General features: G+C 62.1%; 18 protein-coding genes. 7 read left to right on the plus strand and 11 right to left on the minus strand.

The window, feature by feature from the left end; all coding sequences use genetic code 11:
• Positions 1-50: 50 nt before the first annotated feature.
• The gene (locus QQL64_RS09550) at positions 51-1,907 is read left to right on the plus strand and encodes a DEAD/DEAH box helicase (protein ID WP_284398599.1); all 1,857 of its coding nucleotides are present in this window, start codon (positions 51-53) and stop codon (positions 1,905-1,907) included.
• A 108-nt stretch (positions 1,908-2,015) separates the two neighbouring features.
• A complete protein-coding gene (locus QQL64_RS09555) occupies positions 2,016-2,825 on the plus strand; it encodes a DODA-type extradiol aromatic ring-opening family dioxygenase (RefSeq protein ID WP_284398600.1) in 810 nt (269 codons plus the stop codon).
• On the opposite strand, the gene QQL64_RS09560 is transcribed toward QQL64_RS09555, so the two are convergent.
• Complete coding sequence (locus QQL64_RS09560; RefSeq protein ID WP_284398601.1) at positions 2,812-3,174, minus strand: cupredoxin domain-containing protein; 363 nt, start codon at positions 3,172-3,174, stop codon at positions 2,812-2,814. The two genes, QQL64_RS09555 and QQL64_RS09560, sit on opposite strands and share 14 nt — an antisense overlap.
• The gene (locus QQL64_RS09565) at positions 3,171-4,106 is read right to left on the minus strand and encodes a metallophosphoesterase family protein (protein ID WP_284398603.1); all 936 of its coding nucleotides are present in this window, start codon (positions 4,104-4,106) and stop codon (positions 3,171-3,173) included. Before QQL64_RS09565 ends, QQL64_RS09560 begins: the two co-directional genes overlap by 4 nt.
• 128 nt (positions 4,107-4,234) lie before the next feature.
• On the opposite strand from QQL64_RS09565, the gene QQL64_RS09570 reads away from it, so the two are divergent.
• On the plus strand, positions 4,235-4,807 hold the full coding sequence (locus QQL64_RS09570; RefSeq protein ID WP_284398605.1) for a sigma-70 family RNA polymerase sigma factor: 573 nt from the start codon (positions 4,235-4,237) through the stop codon (positions 4,805-4,807).
• A complete protein-coding gene (locus QQL64_RS09575; RefSeq protein WP_284398607.1) occupies positions 4,794-5,576 on the plus strand; it encodes an anti-sigma factor family protein in 783 nt (260 codons plus the stop codon). Before QQL64_RS09570 ends, QQL64_RS09575 begins: the two co-directional genes overlap by 14 nt.
• Before the next feature lie 7 nt (positions 5,577-5,583).
• Here the strand turns inward: QQL64_RS09575 and QQL64_RS09580 are convergent, their stop codons facing one another.
• Both QQL64_RS09580 and ypfJ read right to left on the minus strand, forming a co-directional pair.
• Entirely contained in the window at positions 5,584-5,949 is a 366-nt protein-coding gene (locus tag QQL64_RS09580) for a YkgJ family cysteine cluster protein (protein ID WP_284398609.1), read from the minus strand.
• Positions 5,950-6,000: 51 nt separating this feature from the next.
• Positions 6,001-6,864, minus strand: coding sequence for a KPN_02809 family neutral zinc metallopeptidase (gene ypfJ, locus QQL64_RS09585; protein WP_284398611.1), 864 nt, complete (start codon positions 6,862-6,864; stop codon positions 6,001-6,003).
• A gap of 113 nt (positions 6,865-6,977) precedes the next feature.
• Here ypfJ and QQL64_RS09590 point away from each other — a divergent pair, with 113 nt between their 5' ends.
• Positions 6,978-7,370 carry an MAPEG family protein gene (locus QQL64_RS09590; protein ID WP_284399728.1) on the plus strand — a complete coding sequence of 131 codons (393 nt, stop codon included), beginning with the start codon at positions 6,978-6,980 and terminating at the stop codon, positions 7,368-7,370.
• An 11-nt stretch (positions 7,371-7,381) separates the two neighbouring features.
• Positions 7,382-8,197, plus strand: a complete 816-nt coding sequence (locus QQL64_RS09595; protein ID WP_284398612.1) for a CPBP family intramembrane glutamic endopeptidase — start codon at positions 7,382-7,384, stop codon at positions 8,195-8,197.
• 4 nt (positions 8,198-8,201) lie between these two features.
• Here the strand turns inward: QQL64_RS09595 and QQL64_RS09600 are convergent, their stop codons facing one another.
• From QQL64_RS09600 to QQL64_RS09630, 7 genes are all read right to left on the minus strand, one after another.
• Complete coding sequence (locus QQL64_RS09600; RefSeq protein ID WP_284398613.1) at positions 8,202-8,780, minus strand: Maf family protein; 579 nt, start codon at positions 8,778-8,780, stop codon at positions 8,202-8,204.
• A gap of 78 nt (positions 8,781-8,858) precedes the next feature.
• Positions 8,859-9,332 (minus strand): GNAT family N-acetyltransferase, encoded by a 474-nt coding sequence (locus QQL64_RS09605; RefSeq protein ID WP_284398615.1) that lies wholly within the window; start codon positions 9,330-9,332, stop codon positions 8,859-8,861.
• Positions 9,333-9,393: 61 nt separating this feature from the next.
• Positions 9,394-9,864 carry a 23S rRNA (pseudouridine(1915)-N(3))-methyltransferase RlmH gene (gene rlmH, locus QQL64_RS09610; RefSeq protein WP_284398616.1) on the minus strand — a complete coding sequence of 157 codons (471 nt, stop codon included), beginning with the start codon at positions 9,862-9,864 and terminating at the stop codon, positions 9,394-9,396.
• A 13-nt stretch (positions 9,865-9,877) separates the two neighbouring features.
• Positions 9,878-10,222, minus strand: coding sequence for a ribosome silencing factor (gene rsfS / locus QQL64_RS09615; RefSeq protein ID WP_404601025.1), 345 nt, complete (start codon positions 10,220-10,222; stop codon positions 9,878-9,880).
• Between the two features lie 138 nt (positions 10,223-10,360).
• On the minus strand, positions 10,361-11,431 hold the full coding sequence (locus QQL64_RS09620; protein WP_284398620.1) for an NAD(P)H-dependent flavin oxidoreductase: 1,071 nt from the start codon (positions 11,429-11,431) through the stop codon (positions 10,361-10,363).
• A 75-nt stretch (positions 11,432-11,506) separates the two neighbouring features.
• Positions 11,507-12,157, minus strand: coding sequence for an NrsF family protein (locus tag QQL64_RS09625; RefSeq protein ID WP_284398622.1), 651 nt, complete (start codon positions 12,155-12,157; stop codon positions 11,507-11,509).
• A 5-nt stretch (positions 12,158-12,162) separates the two neighbouring features.
• Positions 12,163-12,687 (minus strand): RNA polymerase sigma factor, encoded by a 525-nt coding sequence (locus QQL64_RS09630; RefSeq protein WP_284399729.1) that lies wholly within the window; start codon positions 12,685-12,687, stop codon positions 12,163-12,165.
• 298 nt (positions 12,688-12,985) lie between these two features.
• On the opposite strand from QQL64_RS09630, the gene QQL64_RS09635 reads away from it, so the two are divergent.
• Complete coding sequence (locus QQL64_RS09635; protein ID WP_284398624.1) at positions 12,986-14,710, plus strand: cytochrome c biogenesis protein DipZ; 1,725 nt, start codon at positions 12,986-12,988, stop codon at positions 14,708-14,710.
• Positions 14,711-14,741: the final 31 nt, after the last annotated feature.

Below are 14,741 nucleotides of genomic sequence, written 5' to 3' on the forward strand. Positions count from 1 at the left end.
AGCTACTATTCTCCCGCATGCCTTCGTGCATGCCACGTCGAGGTTCTCCCATGTCGTCCCCGTCTCCCGACACCACTCCGGCTTCTGCTGGATTCTCTGCGCTCGCGCTCTCGCCAGAAATACAGCGCGCATTGACCGATGTAGGCTACGAATCGCCCTCGCCGATTCAGGCGGCGACGATTCCGCCCTTGCTTGAAGGGCGCGATGTGCTCGGCCAGGCGCAGACCGGCACCGGCAAGACAGCCGCTTTCGCGCTGCCCATCCTTTCCCGCATCGATATGCGCCCCGGCAAGCCGCAGGCGCTGGTGCTGGCGCCGACGCGCGAATTGGCCATCCAGGTGGCTGAAGCCTTCCAGCGTTACGCCGCGCATATGCCGGGCTTCCAGGTGCTGCCGATCTACGGCGGCCAGAGTTATGGTCCGCAGCTGCATGCACTGCGCCGTGGCGTGCATCTCATCGTCGGTACGCCGGGCCGCGTAATCGACCATCTCGATAAGGGCACTCTCGATCTTTCCGAGCTGCGCTTCCTGGTGCTCGACGAAGCGGACGAAATGCTGCGCATGGGCTTTATCGACGACGTCGAGAAAGTGCTGCAGGCCACACCGCCGCAGCGTCAGGTGGCATTGTTCTCCGCCACCATGCCGACGCCGATCCGCAAGATCGCGCAGCGTCATCTCAAGGATCCGGTAGAAGTCACCATCAAGACCGCCACCACCACCGCAGCGAATATCCGCCAACGCTACTGGTGGGTAAGCGGCATGCATAAACTGGACGCGATGACACGCATCCTCGAGGCCGAACCGTTCGACGCGATGATCATCTTCGCACGCACCAAGCAGGCCACCGAGGAGCTCGCCGAAAAATTGCAGGCGCGTGGCCTCGCCGCCGCCGCGATCAACGGCGACATCGCGCAGCCGCAACGCGAACGCGTGATCCAGCAACTGAAGGAAGGCAAGCTCGACATCCTCGTCGCCACCGACGTGGCCGCGCGCGGCCTGGACGTGGAACGCATCAGTCACGTGCTGAACTACGACATTCCCTACGACACCGAAAGCTACGTGCACCGCATCGGTCGCACCGGCCGTGCCGGGCGCAACGGCGATGCGATCCTGTTCGTGACGCCGCGCGAGAAAGGCATGCTGCGCGCGATCGAACGCGCCACGCGCCAACCAATCGACGAAATGAAATTGCCCACCGTCGAAGCGGTGAACGACCGTCGCATCGAACGCTTCAAGCAAAACATCAGCGACACGCTTGCGGTCGGCGGACTGGAACAATTCCAGCAGCTGATCGAGCAATTCGAACAGGAACACAACATCCCGGCGATCGAAATCGCCGCGGCGCTGGCGCGCCTGGCCCAGGGCGATCGCCCGCTGCTGCTGGAGCCGCCGGCAAAACGCGAACATACGCGCGAACGCGATGCGCGCCCCACCCACGGCCACGAAGGCGACACCCGTCGTCCGGCCCGTGAGCCGCGCCATCGCGACGAAGCACCGCGCGATGCCGCACCACGCCAGGCTCGCCCCCATGCCACCGAAGCGGGCAAGCGCACCTATCGCATCGAAGTGGGTCACGAGCATGGCGTAAAACCCGGCAATATCATCGGCGCCATCGCCAATGAAGCCGGACTGGAAAGCCAATACATCGGCCGCTTGAGCATCCGCGGCGACTACAGCCTCATCGATCTGCCCGACGGCATGCCCGCCGAAATCTTCGAGCATCTGAAAAAGGTGTGGGTGAACCAGCAAATGCTACGCATCGCCGAATGGAAGGGCAGCGATGACGATGCCGGCGGACGTCCGCCGCGCAAATCCGGGCCCGGGTTCAAGCCTGCTCATGCGCGAGGTCACGGCGACAAACCGCGCCCGCATGGGCATGGCGGCGGCAAGCCACCGCGTCGCAAGTAAGCGACGCGAGTCGTTTCAGCAAGGCGACACTGCGTTTCGCTTTTCCACCGCTGAAAAGCCACGCTTCGGCCCATACTTGTGCGGTATCGAACCGCATAAGTGGCCGCCATGAACGCACTGCCCAGCCTCTACATCTCGCACGGCTCGCCGATGACCGCCCTCCATCCGGGCCGGGTCGGCGAGCGGCTGGCCGAACTTGCCGCGGCGCTGCCTCGCCCCAAGGCGATTGTGATCGCGACGGCACACTGGCTGGCGCACAAGCCCACGGTTGGCGGTGCGGCGCAACCTGAAACCATTCACGACTTCTACGGTTTTCCACGCGAGCTTTTCGAGATCCGCTATCCGGCGCCGGGCGCGCCCGCCGTCGCTGCACAAGTCATGCGGTTGCTCGCAGAAGCAGATCTCGCGCCCGCGCTCGATCCCGCACACGGCCTCGACCATGGCGCCTGGGTGCCGTTGCGCCTGCTTTATCCGCAAGCAGACATTCCAGTCGTACCGTTATCGATCCAGCCCAACCTGGGACCGGCACACCAATACGCGGTCGGACAAGCGCTCGCTCCGCTGCGCGAGCAAGGCGTGCTGGTGATCGGTTCGGGCAGCATTACGCACAACCTGCACGACCTCCGCGCCGGCTACAGTGAAGAACGCGAAGCGCCCTACGTGCGTCCGTTCATCGGCTGGATCGAACAGAAGCTGGCGGCTGGCGACGTCGACGCCCTGCTCGACTACCGTCGCCAGGCGCCATTCGCCGAGCGCGCGCATCCCACGGACGAACATCTGCTGCCGCTCTATGTGGCACTCGGCGCCGCCGGCGAACATGTCGGTGCGCAACGTATCGATGCCGGCATCGATCTCGGTTTCCTGGCCATGGATATCTATCGCTTCGATACCCAGGAAACCGCAGTCACTGCACGATGATGGTGCCCACCATCATCGGATGAATCGAACAGTAGTAGGTATACGTTCCCGACTTGGCAAACGTCACGACGTAAGAGTCGCTGGTATCCAGCGCTTTCGATGACGTAAACAGCGAACCGGCGCTGGTGACGACATGCGGCTCCTCGTCGTGATTGGTCCACACCACACGAGCACCCACCGGCACGGTGAGTGTCTTCGGCGCAAAGGCAAAGTTGCGTATCTCGATCTGAAACGCTTTCGCGTCTTTCGATGAGGATGCATCGGCAGCGACAGCAGTTCGACCGATACCGCACAGCGCCATCATGATCATCAAGGCGCATCCCAGCCTGCGTGTGGCGATGGCACTCATGACAGCACCTCATCGGTCACCGCCAGCGCATGGGCGCCTCGTACATGACGCACATCGCGGATGCCCAAGTAACGATGCAAGGCTTCCGGCGTCACGCTCTGCAACGGTCCAGGCCCCGGCCCTACACCCGGCGCCGGTTGTGGATAGGCCGTCGAGCGTGCCGTGTAGAACGTAATGGTGCCTTCCACCTTCTGCTGGATCTGGTGGATATGCCCATTCAACACACTGACCGATCCAAAGCGCCGCAAATAAGTCAGCGCTTCGGCACTGTCGTCGGTGCCCCAGCCCCATGACGGATACAACGGCCACAGCGGCATATGCGCAAAGACCACCAAGGGCGTGTCGGGCGACAGGCCGGCAAGATCGTTCTTCAACCAAGCCAGCTGATCGGCGCCTAACGAACCCAGACCGCCAGCACGAAGGTTGAGCACATTGATCAAGCCGACAAAATGCACGCCGCCCTGATCGAAGCTGTACCAACCGCCTGACTGCTGCCGCTCGCCAAAGCGACGAAAGAATTCCGCACCGTTGTCGCCGATTACATCGTGCTCACCCGGCACATAGAACGTACGCCCCACGTGCGCCTCCTGCATCAGTCCGGCCAGCGTGTCGAATTCCTCGGGCTTGGACAGGTGCGTCAGATCGCCCGTGTGCAGCACAAAGGCCGGACGCGTTGTCTGGGCATTGATCTGCGTCAGCGATTGGCGCAGCGTGGCCGCCACATCCATGTTCGGCGCTTTGTGAAAGCCGATATGCGAATCGCTGATCTGCACAAAACTGAAACTGGCATCCTTGGCGGCTGCACCATCGCCCAGCGGTTGCGCCTGCAGCACGCCGCTCTTCATCAGCCAAAGGGTGCCGGCCCCGGCCCAGGCCATGCACTTGAGGAACTGCCGCCGGCCATCGATTTCGTTTTCATGGGTATCTTGCATGATCGGTTACTCCGCTGGGATCGAGCAGCCATCGCGCCGCCCTCACCTGCTTTACCGAACTTCCCCTCGGCCTATTCCGGCTTTTCCGCATAGGGAATAAAGTCACGGCCATAGCGGTAATACCTCTTATGCCAGCCGACCTTCACCGCATTCCGCCGGACCCGCACGCCGCCAGAAGCGCGAGCTTCGAAGCGCACGTGCTGCCGCACCTGGATGCTGCATACAACCTGGCGCGTTGGCTGGCGCGCGACGATGCGGATGCCCAGGACGTGGCGCAGGAAGCCATGCTGCGTGCGTTTCGCTACTTCGACAGCTTCCACGGTGGCGATGCGCGCGTCTGGCTGCTCGCCATCGTGCGCAACACGTACTACTCGTTGCGCATGAAGACGCCACCGGACGCGTTGCACGAAACCTTCGACGATGAGGTACACACCCTGGTCGACGAGCAACCCTCGCCGGAAGCCCGAACGTTGATCGCCATGGACATCGGATCGTTGCAAGCTGCATTGGAAAATCTGCCCCATCCGCTGCGCGAAGCGATCGTGCTGCGCGAACTCGAAGAATGCTCCTACAAAGAAATCGCTTCGATCACCGGACAAAAGATCGGCACCGTCATGTCGCGACTCGCGCGTGCGCGAGAACGACTGAAAGCCGAACTGACCCGCCACTCCACGGAGGCACGCCGTCATGATGTGCAATGACGCCAGGCTGCTCGTGCATGCCTACCTCGATGATGAGCTGGACGCCGCGCAGAGCGTGGCGATTACCCGACACATGCAAGGCTGCGCCAGCTGCGCGGCCAACTATGCCGACTACGTTCAGCTGCACAAGTCGCTGAAGCAGCCGTCGCTTTACCGGCGTGCACCGAGCGCACTACGCGAACAGTGGTCAACATCGACATCGATGCCCGCACCTTCGCGAAATCGCGTGACAGTGCGTCGCGCACCTACCGCCCTGGCGATGGCAGCAGGGTTTGCAGCCGCTTTGCTACTCGCCGCACCCTTGTGGGTTTACACATCCTCGCAGCGCAATGCTGAAACGAATCAGGTCATCGGCGAGGCAGTCTCCAGTCACATCCGTTCCATGCAGCCAGAGCATCTGATGGATGTCGTCTCTACCGATCAGCACACGGTAAAGCCGTGGTTCGACGGCAAGCTCGATTTTTCGCCAAAGGTGAAGGATCTGGCCGGCGAAGGTTTCCCGCTGGTGGGTGGGCGGCTCGATGCGCTTGATGGGCACAGCGTCGCCGCACTGATCTACAAGCGACATCTGCATATCATCAATCTCTACCAATGGCCCGATTCATCCGCTGCCTCGTCGGAGGAAGCATCTCAGTGGCGCGGTTATAACGTCATCCGCTGGACCGCTAGCAACATGCGTTACGTTGCGGTCTCCGACGTCAACGAGGGTGAACTTCAGCAATTCGTGCTCGCGTTCCAAAACGACGCAGCAACACCGCCGATGCGTTGATCGCGACTCAGGAATCCGTCGGCACGTAGTCGACCCAATCCTGCGGCGTCAGTGGCGACATCCCATGCGCAACGCGTGCCTTATCGCATTGCGAACTCAGCGTGCCGAACTCCCAGGAAGGCTGCACTTCGCGACACACCGAGGGGCGCTGCGCATAGATACCGCAATGCGCTTCCTGACCGACGGCGCCAACCAGGGCTACGCAACGAGGACGCGACGCCTGCGTGCCGCGCATGACCAGACGATGCGGATCGAGTTTCTCGGTAAGTGCAGGCGGCACGTCGCCAGCCATAGCGATGTCGGCTTCGGACCAATGGAAAGCCACACGGAAATGGGCGCAACAGGCGCCGAAGCGCAAACATGGGTGAGTCATAACGACCGCGTATATCCCTCCCCTGCGTGCAGGGGAGGGGTCAGACCTTGCTTAGACCGGCCCATCGAACGTATTGCACTGTTGAATATCGCCACTCTGCAACCCGGTCTTGAACCACTGCACTCGCTGCGCCGACGTGCCATGCGTAAACGAATCCGGCACCACCGTACCGCGTGCCTCGCGCTGCAAGGTATCGTCGCCGATCTGGCTTGCCGCGTTAAGCGCCGACTCCACATCACCCGGCTGCAACCACTGCAAGCGCTGTTGCGTGCGATTGGCCCACACCCCGGCAAAACAGTCGGCCTGCAATTCCTGCCGCACCGACAAACCCTGCGCGCCTTCCATCGGTGCGCCTTGCCGCTGCAACTGGGCGACTTTGTCGAATACACCCAGTAGCTTTTGCACGTGATGTCCTACTTCGTGCGCAATGACATAGGCCCGCGCGAAATCGCCGCTGGAATGGAAACGCGTATCCAGCTCCTGGAAGAAGCCAAGATCCAGATAAACCTTCTGGTCACCTGGGCAGTAGAACGGACCGACAGCCGTGGAGGCCGCGCCGCACGCCGTATTTACGCCGCCGCTAAAAAGATCGAGCTTCGGATCGACATAGGTGCGACCCATGCTGCTGAAAATGCCGTTCCAGGTTGTTTCGGTCGAGCCGAGAATCTTTTCGACAAACAACTTCTGCTGCGGATCCACCTGCGCCGGTTGACTGTTGGGTGCATAAGCGCCCGGCTGTCCTCCGCTTTGATCCAGCAACGCCAGCGGGTTCTTGAAAAAGATCCAGCCCAGCAAGGCCATGATGATGAGGCCGCCGATACCCAAGCGCCCTCCTCCGCCGAATCCGCGGCCACCACCGCCACCGCCGCTATCGACTTCGACATTCTGACTCTGTTCGCCCTTCTGCCAGTCCATAACTCCCCCGACGCGCGCGTCATGAAACAGTCGGCCGGCCGCTCCGGCCATCCCCCACAGCATGGCACCAAAAAGCTACAGTGGCATCACCCTTTCACATGAGCGAAATCATGATTCAGAACCTGCCCGCCCTGGTCACCCTGCTAACCGTCCTGTTGCAGTTCGGCACCATGTACGCGGTGGGCCGGGCGCGGGGGAAATATCGCATCGAGGCCCCGGCGACCAGCGGACATCCTGCCTTCGAGCGTGCGTATCGGGTGCAGATGAACACCCTGGAAAGCACGGTGATGTTTCTGCCGGCGCTCTGGTTGGCGGCGCATTACGGCTATGGCCTGTGGGCAGGCGTCGCGGGCCTGATCTGGATCGTGGGTCGCGTCTGGTACGCGGGCGCTTATCTGCGCGACGCCAGCAAGCGCGGGCCGGGATACATGCTCGGCATGCTCGGCTGGGCCGCGTTGGTGGTGATGGCGGTGATGGGGCTAGGCCGCGCGATGGTGGCGGGCTGAAGCAGCGCATCATGGCCGATCTGCCGATCAAGCCGGGCGATCCGGCACCGACTTCGCCCATGGCTGGCGCGGTGCAAGCACCCAGCGTGGTGTATGCGCTCGGCTTGATCCTGCTTTACTTTCTGTTGCAGCTTGCAGCCGGCGGATTGGTCAGTTTCGTGGTCGGCCTTCTGGAAAGGTATCGTCATCCCGATCTGCCGCATGCCGACGTGCAGCGGCATGTGATGACTTTGCTACAGCAGCCCGACAGCAACGCATTGCTGGTGATCGTGGCTCTGCCGCTGATCACCTTGATCATGCTTGCCGCAGTGCGACGCGCCTGGCCATCGTTATGGTTGTTGCCGCGGCCGCCGGGCTTTGGACTGAATGCGCCGATCGCAGCAAACTGGTATGCGCTCGCGTTGCTGGTCGGCCTGGTAATGCCGCTGCTGGGCGGCGTCCTCACTCAGTGGCTGGCGCACGGGCATGAGATCACACAGAACGTCGAGGAACTCAGCCGCAAAGCATCCGGCAGTTTGCGCCTGCCGCTCGCGATCGTGGCCGTCACCGTTGGCCCCATGATCGAAGAGGTGATGTTCCGCGGCGTGCTGCTGTCTGCGCTGATGCGTCGTCTATCGACCGGTTTATCGGTAACGATCTGCGCCGTACTGTTTGGTGCGGTCCACTTGGGCGGCCTGGATTTTCAGTGGTACGCGCTGCCCAATCTGATCCTGCTTGCCGCCGCCCTATGCTGGCTGCGATTGAAATCGGCATCGCTGTGGCCTGCGATCCTCGCGCACGGCGTCTACAACCTGTTTGCACTGGTTGCTCTGTTCGCCGCTGCGTGAATCGCTAAAGCGGAACGATGCCGAAGTTTCTCAGCAAGCGCGCGGTCTCGAACAACGGCAACCCCATCACACCGGAATAGCTGCCCTCCAGATGTTCGATCAAGGTCGCACCGCGTCCTTGGATGGCATAGGCGCCAGCCTTGCCGAACGGTTCGCCGCTTGCGACATACGCGGCAATCGAGGCCTCGTCGAGTTTTGCAAAACGCACCCGCGACACGCAGACATCTCCGAGCTCGCGGTCTGCACAGACCAACCACACCGCAGAAATCACTTCATGCGTGCGTCCCGATAAGCGATGCAACATCGCCGTCGCATCCGCAACATCGCGCGGCTTGCCGAACACATCCCCATCCAGCACGACTTCCGTATCCGCACCTAGCACGATGGCATCCGTGCGCTGATTCGCATCGAGCGACGCAAGACCCGCACGCGCCTTGTCGTGCGCAACGCGATGAACATAATCCTTCGGCGATTCGTCGATAGCTCGCTGTTCCGTCACGTCCACATCCAGTACGGAAAATGTCGCAGCGAGCTGTCCAAGCAGATCGCGGCGGCGCGGCGACTGCGAGGCGAGGTAAAGCATGGGCGGCTCCCGTTTGATGTCGGGTGCAAGCATAGCGGCAGGAGGCGCCTTGATTTGGACCTTAACGGCAAATGCCGCCTACGTAGCATTGATCAGAGCATCCTTAAGCACCAACCCATACTCGCAAAACTCTTGATCACGCTGCCAACCCAACGACTCATAGAGCGCCTGCGCAGGAGCGTTATCCCGCGCAGTGGATAGCGACAGGCTGACCGCTCCTAGTGCGCGCGTGTAATCGGCGGCGGCGATCAATAAAGCCTTTGCGACGCCATCCCTACGCGCCTCGACCACAACGAACAAATCGTTGAGCAAGTAAGTACGCACTGTACGTACCGATGAAAACAATGGATACAACTGGGTGAAACCCAGGCCATCGCCACGTTCATCGCAAGCCAACAGAATCAGCGATTCGTGGTGCGCGAAGCGCTCGGCAAGAAACGTACGCGCACGCGCCGGATCGGATGGCTGCTTGTAAAACTGCCGATAGCCGTCGAACAGCGGCACTAAAACATCGAGATCGTGAATGGTGGCCTGGCGAATCTGAAAACTCATACCGACTCCGCTTGCGATGCAGTGATACCGATTCGCGACGAACGCTTACGCTGCCTTGCCGTTACGCGCGATGGTAAGGATGGCCGGCGAGTAAAGTCGTAGCGCGGTAAAGCTGCTCGGCCAACACCAGCCGAACCAGCATATGCGGGAGCGTCAGCGGACCCAATGACCACTTTTGATCGGCACGAGCTAACACTTCGGGCGAGTGGCCATCGGGACCACCGATAAGGAACGCCAGATCGCGTCCAGCCATGCGCCATTTGGCGAGTTGTTCGGCCAGTTCTTCGCTGGACCAGCTCTTGCCGTGGCCGTCGAGCGCAATCACATGGATGTCGCGAGGTAGGGCAGCGAGTATCGCCGCGCCTTCGTCCTGCATGGCGCGCGCATCATCGCGACCCTTGCCGCGTGTGCCAGGCTTGAGTTCGACAAGTTCGAGGGGCAAATCGTGGGACAGCCGTTTGCGGTATTCGGCAAACCCTTCTGCTACCCATGCGGGCATGCGTTCGCCGATGGCGATCAGGCGGGCACGCATGCCGGTATGTTGTTTAACCTGCGAGGGCGGCTTCGCCCTGGGTGTCGCGGTCGTTGACGGTCCACAAACGTTCCAGGCCGTAGAACTCGCGGATGCGCGGCAGCATCACGTGCACGATGACGTCGCCCAGGTCCACCAGCACCCACTCCGCTTCCTGTTCGCCTTCGACACCCAGCGGCATCACGCCCGCCTTTTTGGCGAACCTGACCACTTCGTCGGCGATGGATTTGACGTGGCGTGCCGAGGTGCCGGAAGCAATCACGAGCAGGTCGGCGATGGAGGTTTTGCCGCGGACATCGATCTCACGAATGTCTTTGGCCTTGAGGTCTTCGAGTGCGGAGATAACAGATTTACGCAGGGTGGCCGTGGTGACGGCCTTGTTGTGGCCGGCCTTGTTGTGGCGCGTAGTAGTCGTGGTCAAGAGTTAGGGCCTCGCGGCGTATCGGCTGCGCGGGATGGCGCAGGTGAAGTATATCCGCCTAGCTATAACGCTACGTCAAGCGACAATTTGTTTACGGGCCGCCCGGTACTCATCCATCAGCACGTTAACCAGTTCCGCGGCAGGCATCGGCCGCACCAAGCCGGCGGCCTGACCGCACCATTCGGAGACCAGATCGCCTCGCCCGGCCTGCCCAGCGGCACGGCGCAGGGGGGCGGTTAGCGCGTTCAGAACGGGGTATGCCGGCAGTTCTGCTTCATAGGGATGCATCGCCTGGGTGTAACGGTTCTGCAAACCGCGCGCGGCGCGACCGGAAAAGCTGCGGATGGTGCCGACGCGGTGGTCCTCGGCCTGCGTCAGGTCGTGCTTCCAAGCGTCGGCGGCGGCGGATTCCGGACAGGTGAGGAAGGCCGTGCCGATCTGGCTGGCGGCCGCGCCCAGTACCTCGGCCGCCAGCATGCCGCGGCCATCCATGATGCCGCCTGCCGCGATCACCGGGATATCGACGGCGCGCACCGTCAACGGCAGCAAGGCGAACAGTCCGATCAGCGCCTCTTCCGGCTGATGCAGGAACGTACCGCGATGGCCGCCTGCTTCCGCGCCTTGCACGCATACGGCATCGACACCCAGTTCGGCCCATGCGCGTGCTTCGGCCACGGTGGTGGCGGTGCCGATGACATAGATATCGCGCCGGCGCAGTTCGCGCAGCTGCGCCGGCGTGATCAGGTTGAAGACAAAGCTCGCCACCGCCGGGCGCGCTTCGCAAAGTGCCGCGAATTGATCGGAGAACGACGGCGCCCAGTGCGGCGGGCGGCTGGTACGCACCGCCAGGCCTTCGCGTTCCATCAGTGCGTCCAGACGTTCGCGCGCACGTGTTACGGCAGCTTCATCGACCTCGAACGTATCCGGCATGACAAACAGGTTGAGGGCAAATGGCTTGTCGGTTTGCGCGCGCACCTGTGCCGCTTGATCGAGGATGGCCTGCGGCTCGGTATAACCCACACCGAGCGAACCCAGTCCGCCGCCGCGACTGACCGCCGCCGCCAGTGCCGGCGTGTTGGCGCCGGACATGGGGGCCTGAATCAAAGGGTGCGCCATACCGAGGCGATGCAGCAGCGAGGAAGGCATAGAGGACGTCCTGGCTTGGGGAGTCCCTAGTATTTCCGATTCGATGTAATCAATGCATTCACGCCGCTGAAACGCTCACGCTTTGGATAGCAGCCGTCCACCCATGATCATGTTGGCCACCACCACAATCGCTACCGCTAGCGCGTGCATCAGCAGATCGGTCGCGGCGGCATCGAAGTTGTGGCAGATCTCCAGCAGACTCGCCGATGCAGACGCGCTGGCAAGGCCGACCATGACAGCCGTTAACACCGGCCGCAGTGGGCAGGCGCGACGCAACAACCAGATCATCAGGCCCGACAGCGGAATCGAGAAGCTGATGATGAAGATCAGGCAATCGTTGGCACCATGCAGATCCAGCACGGGCATGCCGGGTATGTGGGCGCGCAAACAGCCCAGGCCGCTGGCGCCGATCCACAGTAGCGCACTCGGCACGGGCAGCCATGCCCATGTGATAGGACGCCCGGGCACCGCGAGCACAAACGCCGCCAGCGCCCCGGTAATCGCGGTGATCGCCGCACCACAGGCAGCCCAGCCAAGGTCCGGTGCTGCGTCCCAACGACGTAGCATGGTGCCTGCGCCGTAATGCATGAACAGCACCACGGCAACGAGCGCCACCGCCAACAGCCAGCCGAGCGTGCGCCGCCACGGCGGCAGCAGACGCCGCACCGGCATCAGCTCGGCACCGAGCGTGTCGATCAGGGCTTCATGGCGCGATGTGTCGGACATCGGAACTAGGATTCTCCGTGCAATCGATCGCGCAGCGTTTTGAGCGCGCGATGCAGGTTTACTTTCAAAGCACCGGTATTGCGACCGGTGCGTTCGGCCGCTTCGGCCAGCGATTGCTCCTTCAAACCGAGCTGTTCGACAGCTTCGCGCTGACCCGGCGGCAAGGTTTTGATCGCCTCGCGCAAACGTGTCGCTTCCTGCTCGCGCTCGGCTCCTGCGCTAGCGTCATCACGGTCCGCATGGTGGTCGAGAGCGAATTCGTCATGCACTTCGCGCCGATCGCGGCGACCGTGGCTGCGCAGCGTATCGATGGCACGCCGGCTGGCGATGGCCGACAACCAGGCGTCGTAGGAACGCGAGGGATCGAACGTATGTCGAACGCGATGCACCGTGAGCAGGGTCTCCTGCACGACATCATCCAGCGTATCCACCGGCACACCCTGCCGTCGCGCCACTGCGCGGATCAACGACACCGAATCGGTCAGCAAACGCGCATACGCGCGCTGATCGCCGGCCTGCGCAGCAGCCATCCACGCCGCCCGTTGCCGGTCAGCCTGATCGGTGGCGCTAGTGGACTCGGTTGGCACGGCCTTATCGATACCCGAAACCCTGGGTGGGAGTTCGCGTAGTAGTACCCACGTATCCCCAAAGGTCAAGGTGTTGAAGGTCAGGGTGTGGGACATGGCTGATCCGTGCTTGGCGCTACAGATGTTCATTCGTTGAAAGGTCGGATTCGGTTACTTCGGGTTACCGGTGCCGCACACTTGGCGTAACCGCGCCACCCTCCTGTACGAATACTCACCAGTAGCCGCATCAACGAGCCGACTCATGATTCTGCTGATCCTTGCCTTTCTGGGTGGTGTGCTGACCATTCTCAGCCCATGCATCCTGCCTGTATTGCCGTTTGTGTTCGCGCGTGCCGATCGACCTTTCGCGCGCAATGGATTGCCGATGCTGATCGGCATGGCGCTGACTTTCGCGCTGGTGGCGACGCTGGCGGCGGTAGGCGGCGGCTGGGCGGTGCGTGCGAATCAATACGGGCGATACGCTGCGCTGCTGGTGCTGGCGATACTCGGCCTTACTCTGCTTTCATCGCACTTCGCCGAGTGGATCAGCCGTCCATTCGTGAACCTGGGCAACCGGCTTACCAAACATTCGGATACGCAAAGCGACTCGCCATGGTCGGCGGCGGGATTGGGTATTGCTACCGGCTTGCTATGGGCGCCGTGCGCCGGACCGATTCTTGGCCTGCTGCTGACGGGTGCCGCACTGCAGGGAGCCAGCGTGCAGACCACCTTGTTGCTGCTTACTTATGCCGGCGGTGCTGCGGTTTCGCTGGCGCTTGCGCTGGTGGTGGGCGGCCGCGTGTTCGCTTTGATGAAACGCTCGCTTGGTGCCGGCGAATGGGTGCGGCGCGCGCTGGGTGTATTAGTGCTAGGCGGCGTGGCAGTCATCGCGCTGGGTGTCGATACGGGTTTGTTGACGCGTGTGTCGCTGGCGAGCACGAGCGGCATCGAGCAGAAACTTATCGACGCCGTGCGTCCCGCGACGGTTGCCGCGGCGCCTGTCCTCAAAGCAGGCGAAGCACTGCCGATGGAAGGGGAATTCCCCTCGCTGTCCGGCGCCACGCAATGGTTCAACAGTGCGCCGCTGTCGCCCGAATCGCTGCACGGCAAAGTAGTGCTGGTCGATTTCTGGACCTACTCTTGCATCAATTGCATCCGTTCGCTGCCCTATGTCAACGCCTGGGCGCAGAAGTATCGTGATCACGGCCTGGTGGTGATCGGCGTCCATTCGCCGGAGTTCGCGTTCGAAAAGGACCCCGACAACGTAGCCAAGGCGATCAAGGATTTTGGCATCACCTATCCGGTGGCGATGGACGACAACTACGCCATCTGGCAAGCCTTCAACAACGAATACTGGCCGGCGCACTACTTCATCGACGCTCAAGGTCAGATTCGCTCTCACCACTTCGGCGAAGGCGACTATGCCGGCAGCGAAGACATGATTCGCCGCTTGCTGACCGATGCCGGTTACAAGGATCTGCCAGGTGGTTACGTGCAACCTGGCGCATCCGGTGCGGAAGCCGCCGGCTCCAACGATGCAAATCGCTCGCCCGAAACCTACGTAGGCTACGCACGCGGTGCGAATTTCGCAGGGGGCGAGATTGCGCATGACGACAGCTGGAACTATCGCGCGCCTGATGCGCTGCAGGCCAACCAATGGGCGTTCAACGGTCACTGGACCGTGCACGAACAGAGCGCATCCCTCGACAAGCCCGATGGCGGCATCGTCTACCGCTTCCGCGGTCGTGACCTGCACCTGGTGCTGGGACCCGGCATGGACGGCAAACCCGTGCGTTTCCGCATCACTCTCGATGGCAAGGCCCCCGGTGCCGACCACGGCGCGGATACCGATCCCGACGGTAACGGCACCGTAACCGAACAACGGCTCTACCAACTGGTGCGCCAGGCGCATGGCACGGGTGAGCGCGTGTTCGAAATCACTTTCCTCGATCCGAACGTACGCGCCTACGCCTTCACCTTCGGCTGAGCGCGCGAACGATCACAAAGCAAACAGGAGA

It is taken from the genome of Dyella lipolytica (assembly GCF_030160075.1).
GTDB lineage: Bacteria > Pseudomonadota > Gammaproteobacteria > Xanthomonadales > Rhodanobacteraceae > Dyella_B > Dyella_B lipolytica.

Bases quoted from the DNA above. Each gene is read 5' to 3' on its own strand.
- QQL64_RS09550 (WP_284398599.1), top strand. From the start codon at position 51: ATGTCGTCCCCGTCTCCCGACACCACTCCGGCTTCTGCTGGATTCTCT.
- QQL64_RS09555 (WP_284398600.1), top strand. From the start codon at position 2,016: ATGAACGCACTGCCCAGCCTCTACATCTCGCACGGCTCGCCGATGACC.
- QQL64_RS09560 (WP_284398601.1), bottom strand. From the start codon at position 3,174: ATGAGTGCCATCGCCACACGCAGGCTGGGATGCGCCTTGATGATCATG.
- QQL64_RS09565 (WP_284398603.1), bottom strand. From the start codon at position 4,106: ATGCAAGATACCCATGAAAACGAAATCGATGGCCGGCGGCAGTTCCTC.
- QQL64_RS09570 (WP_284398605.1), top strand. From the start codon at position 4,235: ATGCCAGCCGACCTTCACCGCATTCCGCCGGACCCGCACGCCGCCAGA.
- QQL64_RS09575 (WP_284398607.1), top strand. From the start codon at position 4,794: ATGATGTGCAATGACGCCAGGCTGCTCGTGCATGCCTACCTCGATGAT.
- QQL64_RS09580 (WP_284398609.1), bottom strand. From the start codon at position 5,949: ATGACTCACCCATGTTTGCGCTTCGGCGCCTGTTGCGCCCATTTCCGT.
- ypfJ (WP_284398611.1), bottom strand. From the start codon at position 6,864: ATGGACTGGCAGAAGGGCGAACAGAGTCAGAATGTCGAAGTCGATAGC.
- QQL64_RS09595 (WP_284398612.1), top strand. From the start codon at position 7,382: ATGGCCGATCTGCCGATCAAGCCGGGCGATCCGGCACCGACTTCGCCC.
- QQL64_RS09600 (WP_284398613.1), bottom strand. From the start codon at position 8,780: ATGCTTTACCTCGCCTCGCAGTCGCCGCGCCGCCGCGATCTGCTTGGA.
- QQL64_RS09605 (WP_284398615.1), bottom strand. From the start codon at position 9,332: ATGAGTTTTCAGATTCGCCAGGCCACCATTCACGATCTCGATGTTTTA.
- rlmH (WP_284398616.1), bottom strand. From the start codon at position 9,864: ATGCGTGCCCGCCTGATCGCCATCGGCGAACGCATGCCCGCATGGGTA.
- QQL64_RS09620 (WP_284398620.1), bottom strand. From the start codon at position 11,431: ATGCCTTCCTCGCTGCTGCATCGCCTCGGTATGGCGCACCCTTTGATT.
- QQL64_RS09625 (WP_284398622.1), bottom strand. From the start codon at position 12,157: ATGTCCGACACATCGCGCCATGAAGCCCTGATCGACACGCTCGGTGCC.
- QQL64_RS09630 (WP_284399729.1), bottom strand. From the start codon at position 12,687: ATGGCTGCTGCGCAGGCCGGCGATCAGCGCGCGTATGCGCGTTTGCTG.
- QQL64_RS09635 (WP_284398624.1), top strand. From the start codon at position 12,986: ATGATTCTGCTGATCCTTGCCTTTCTGGGTGGTGTGCTGACCATTCTC.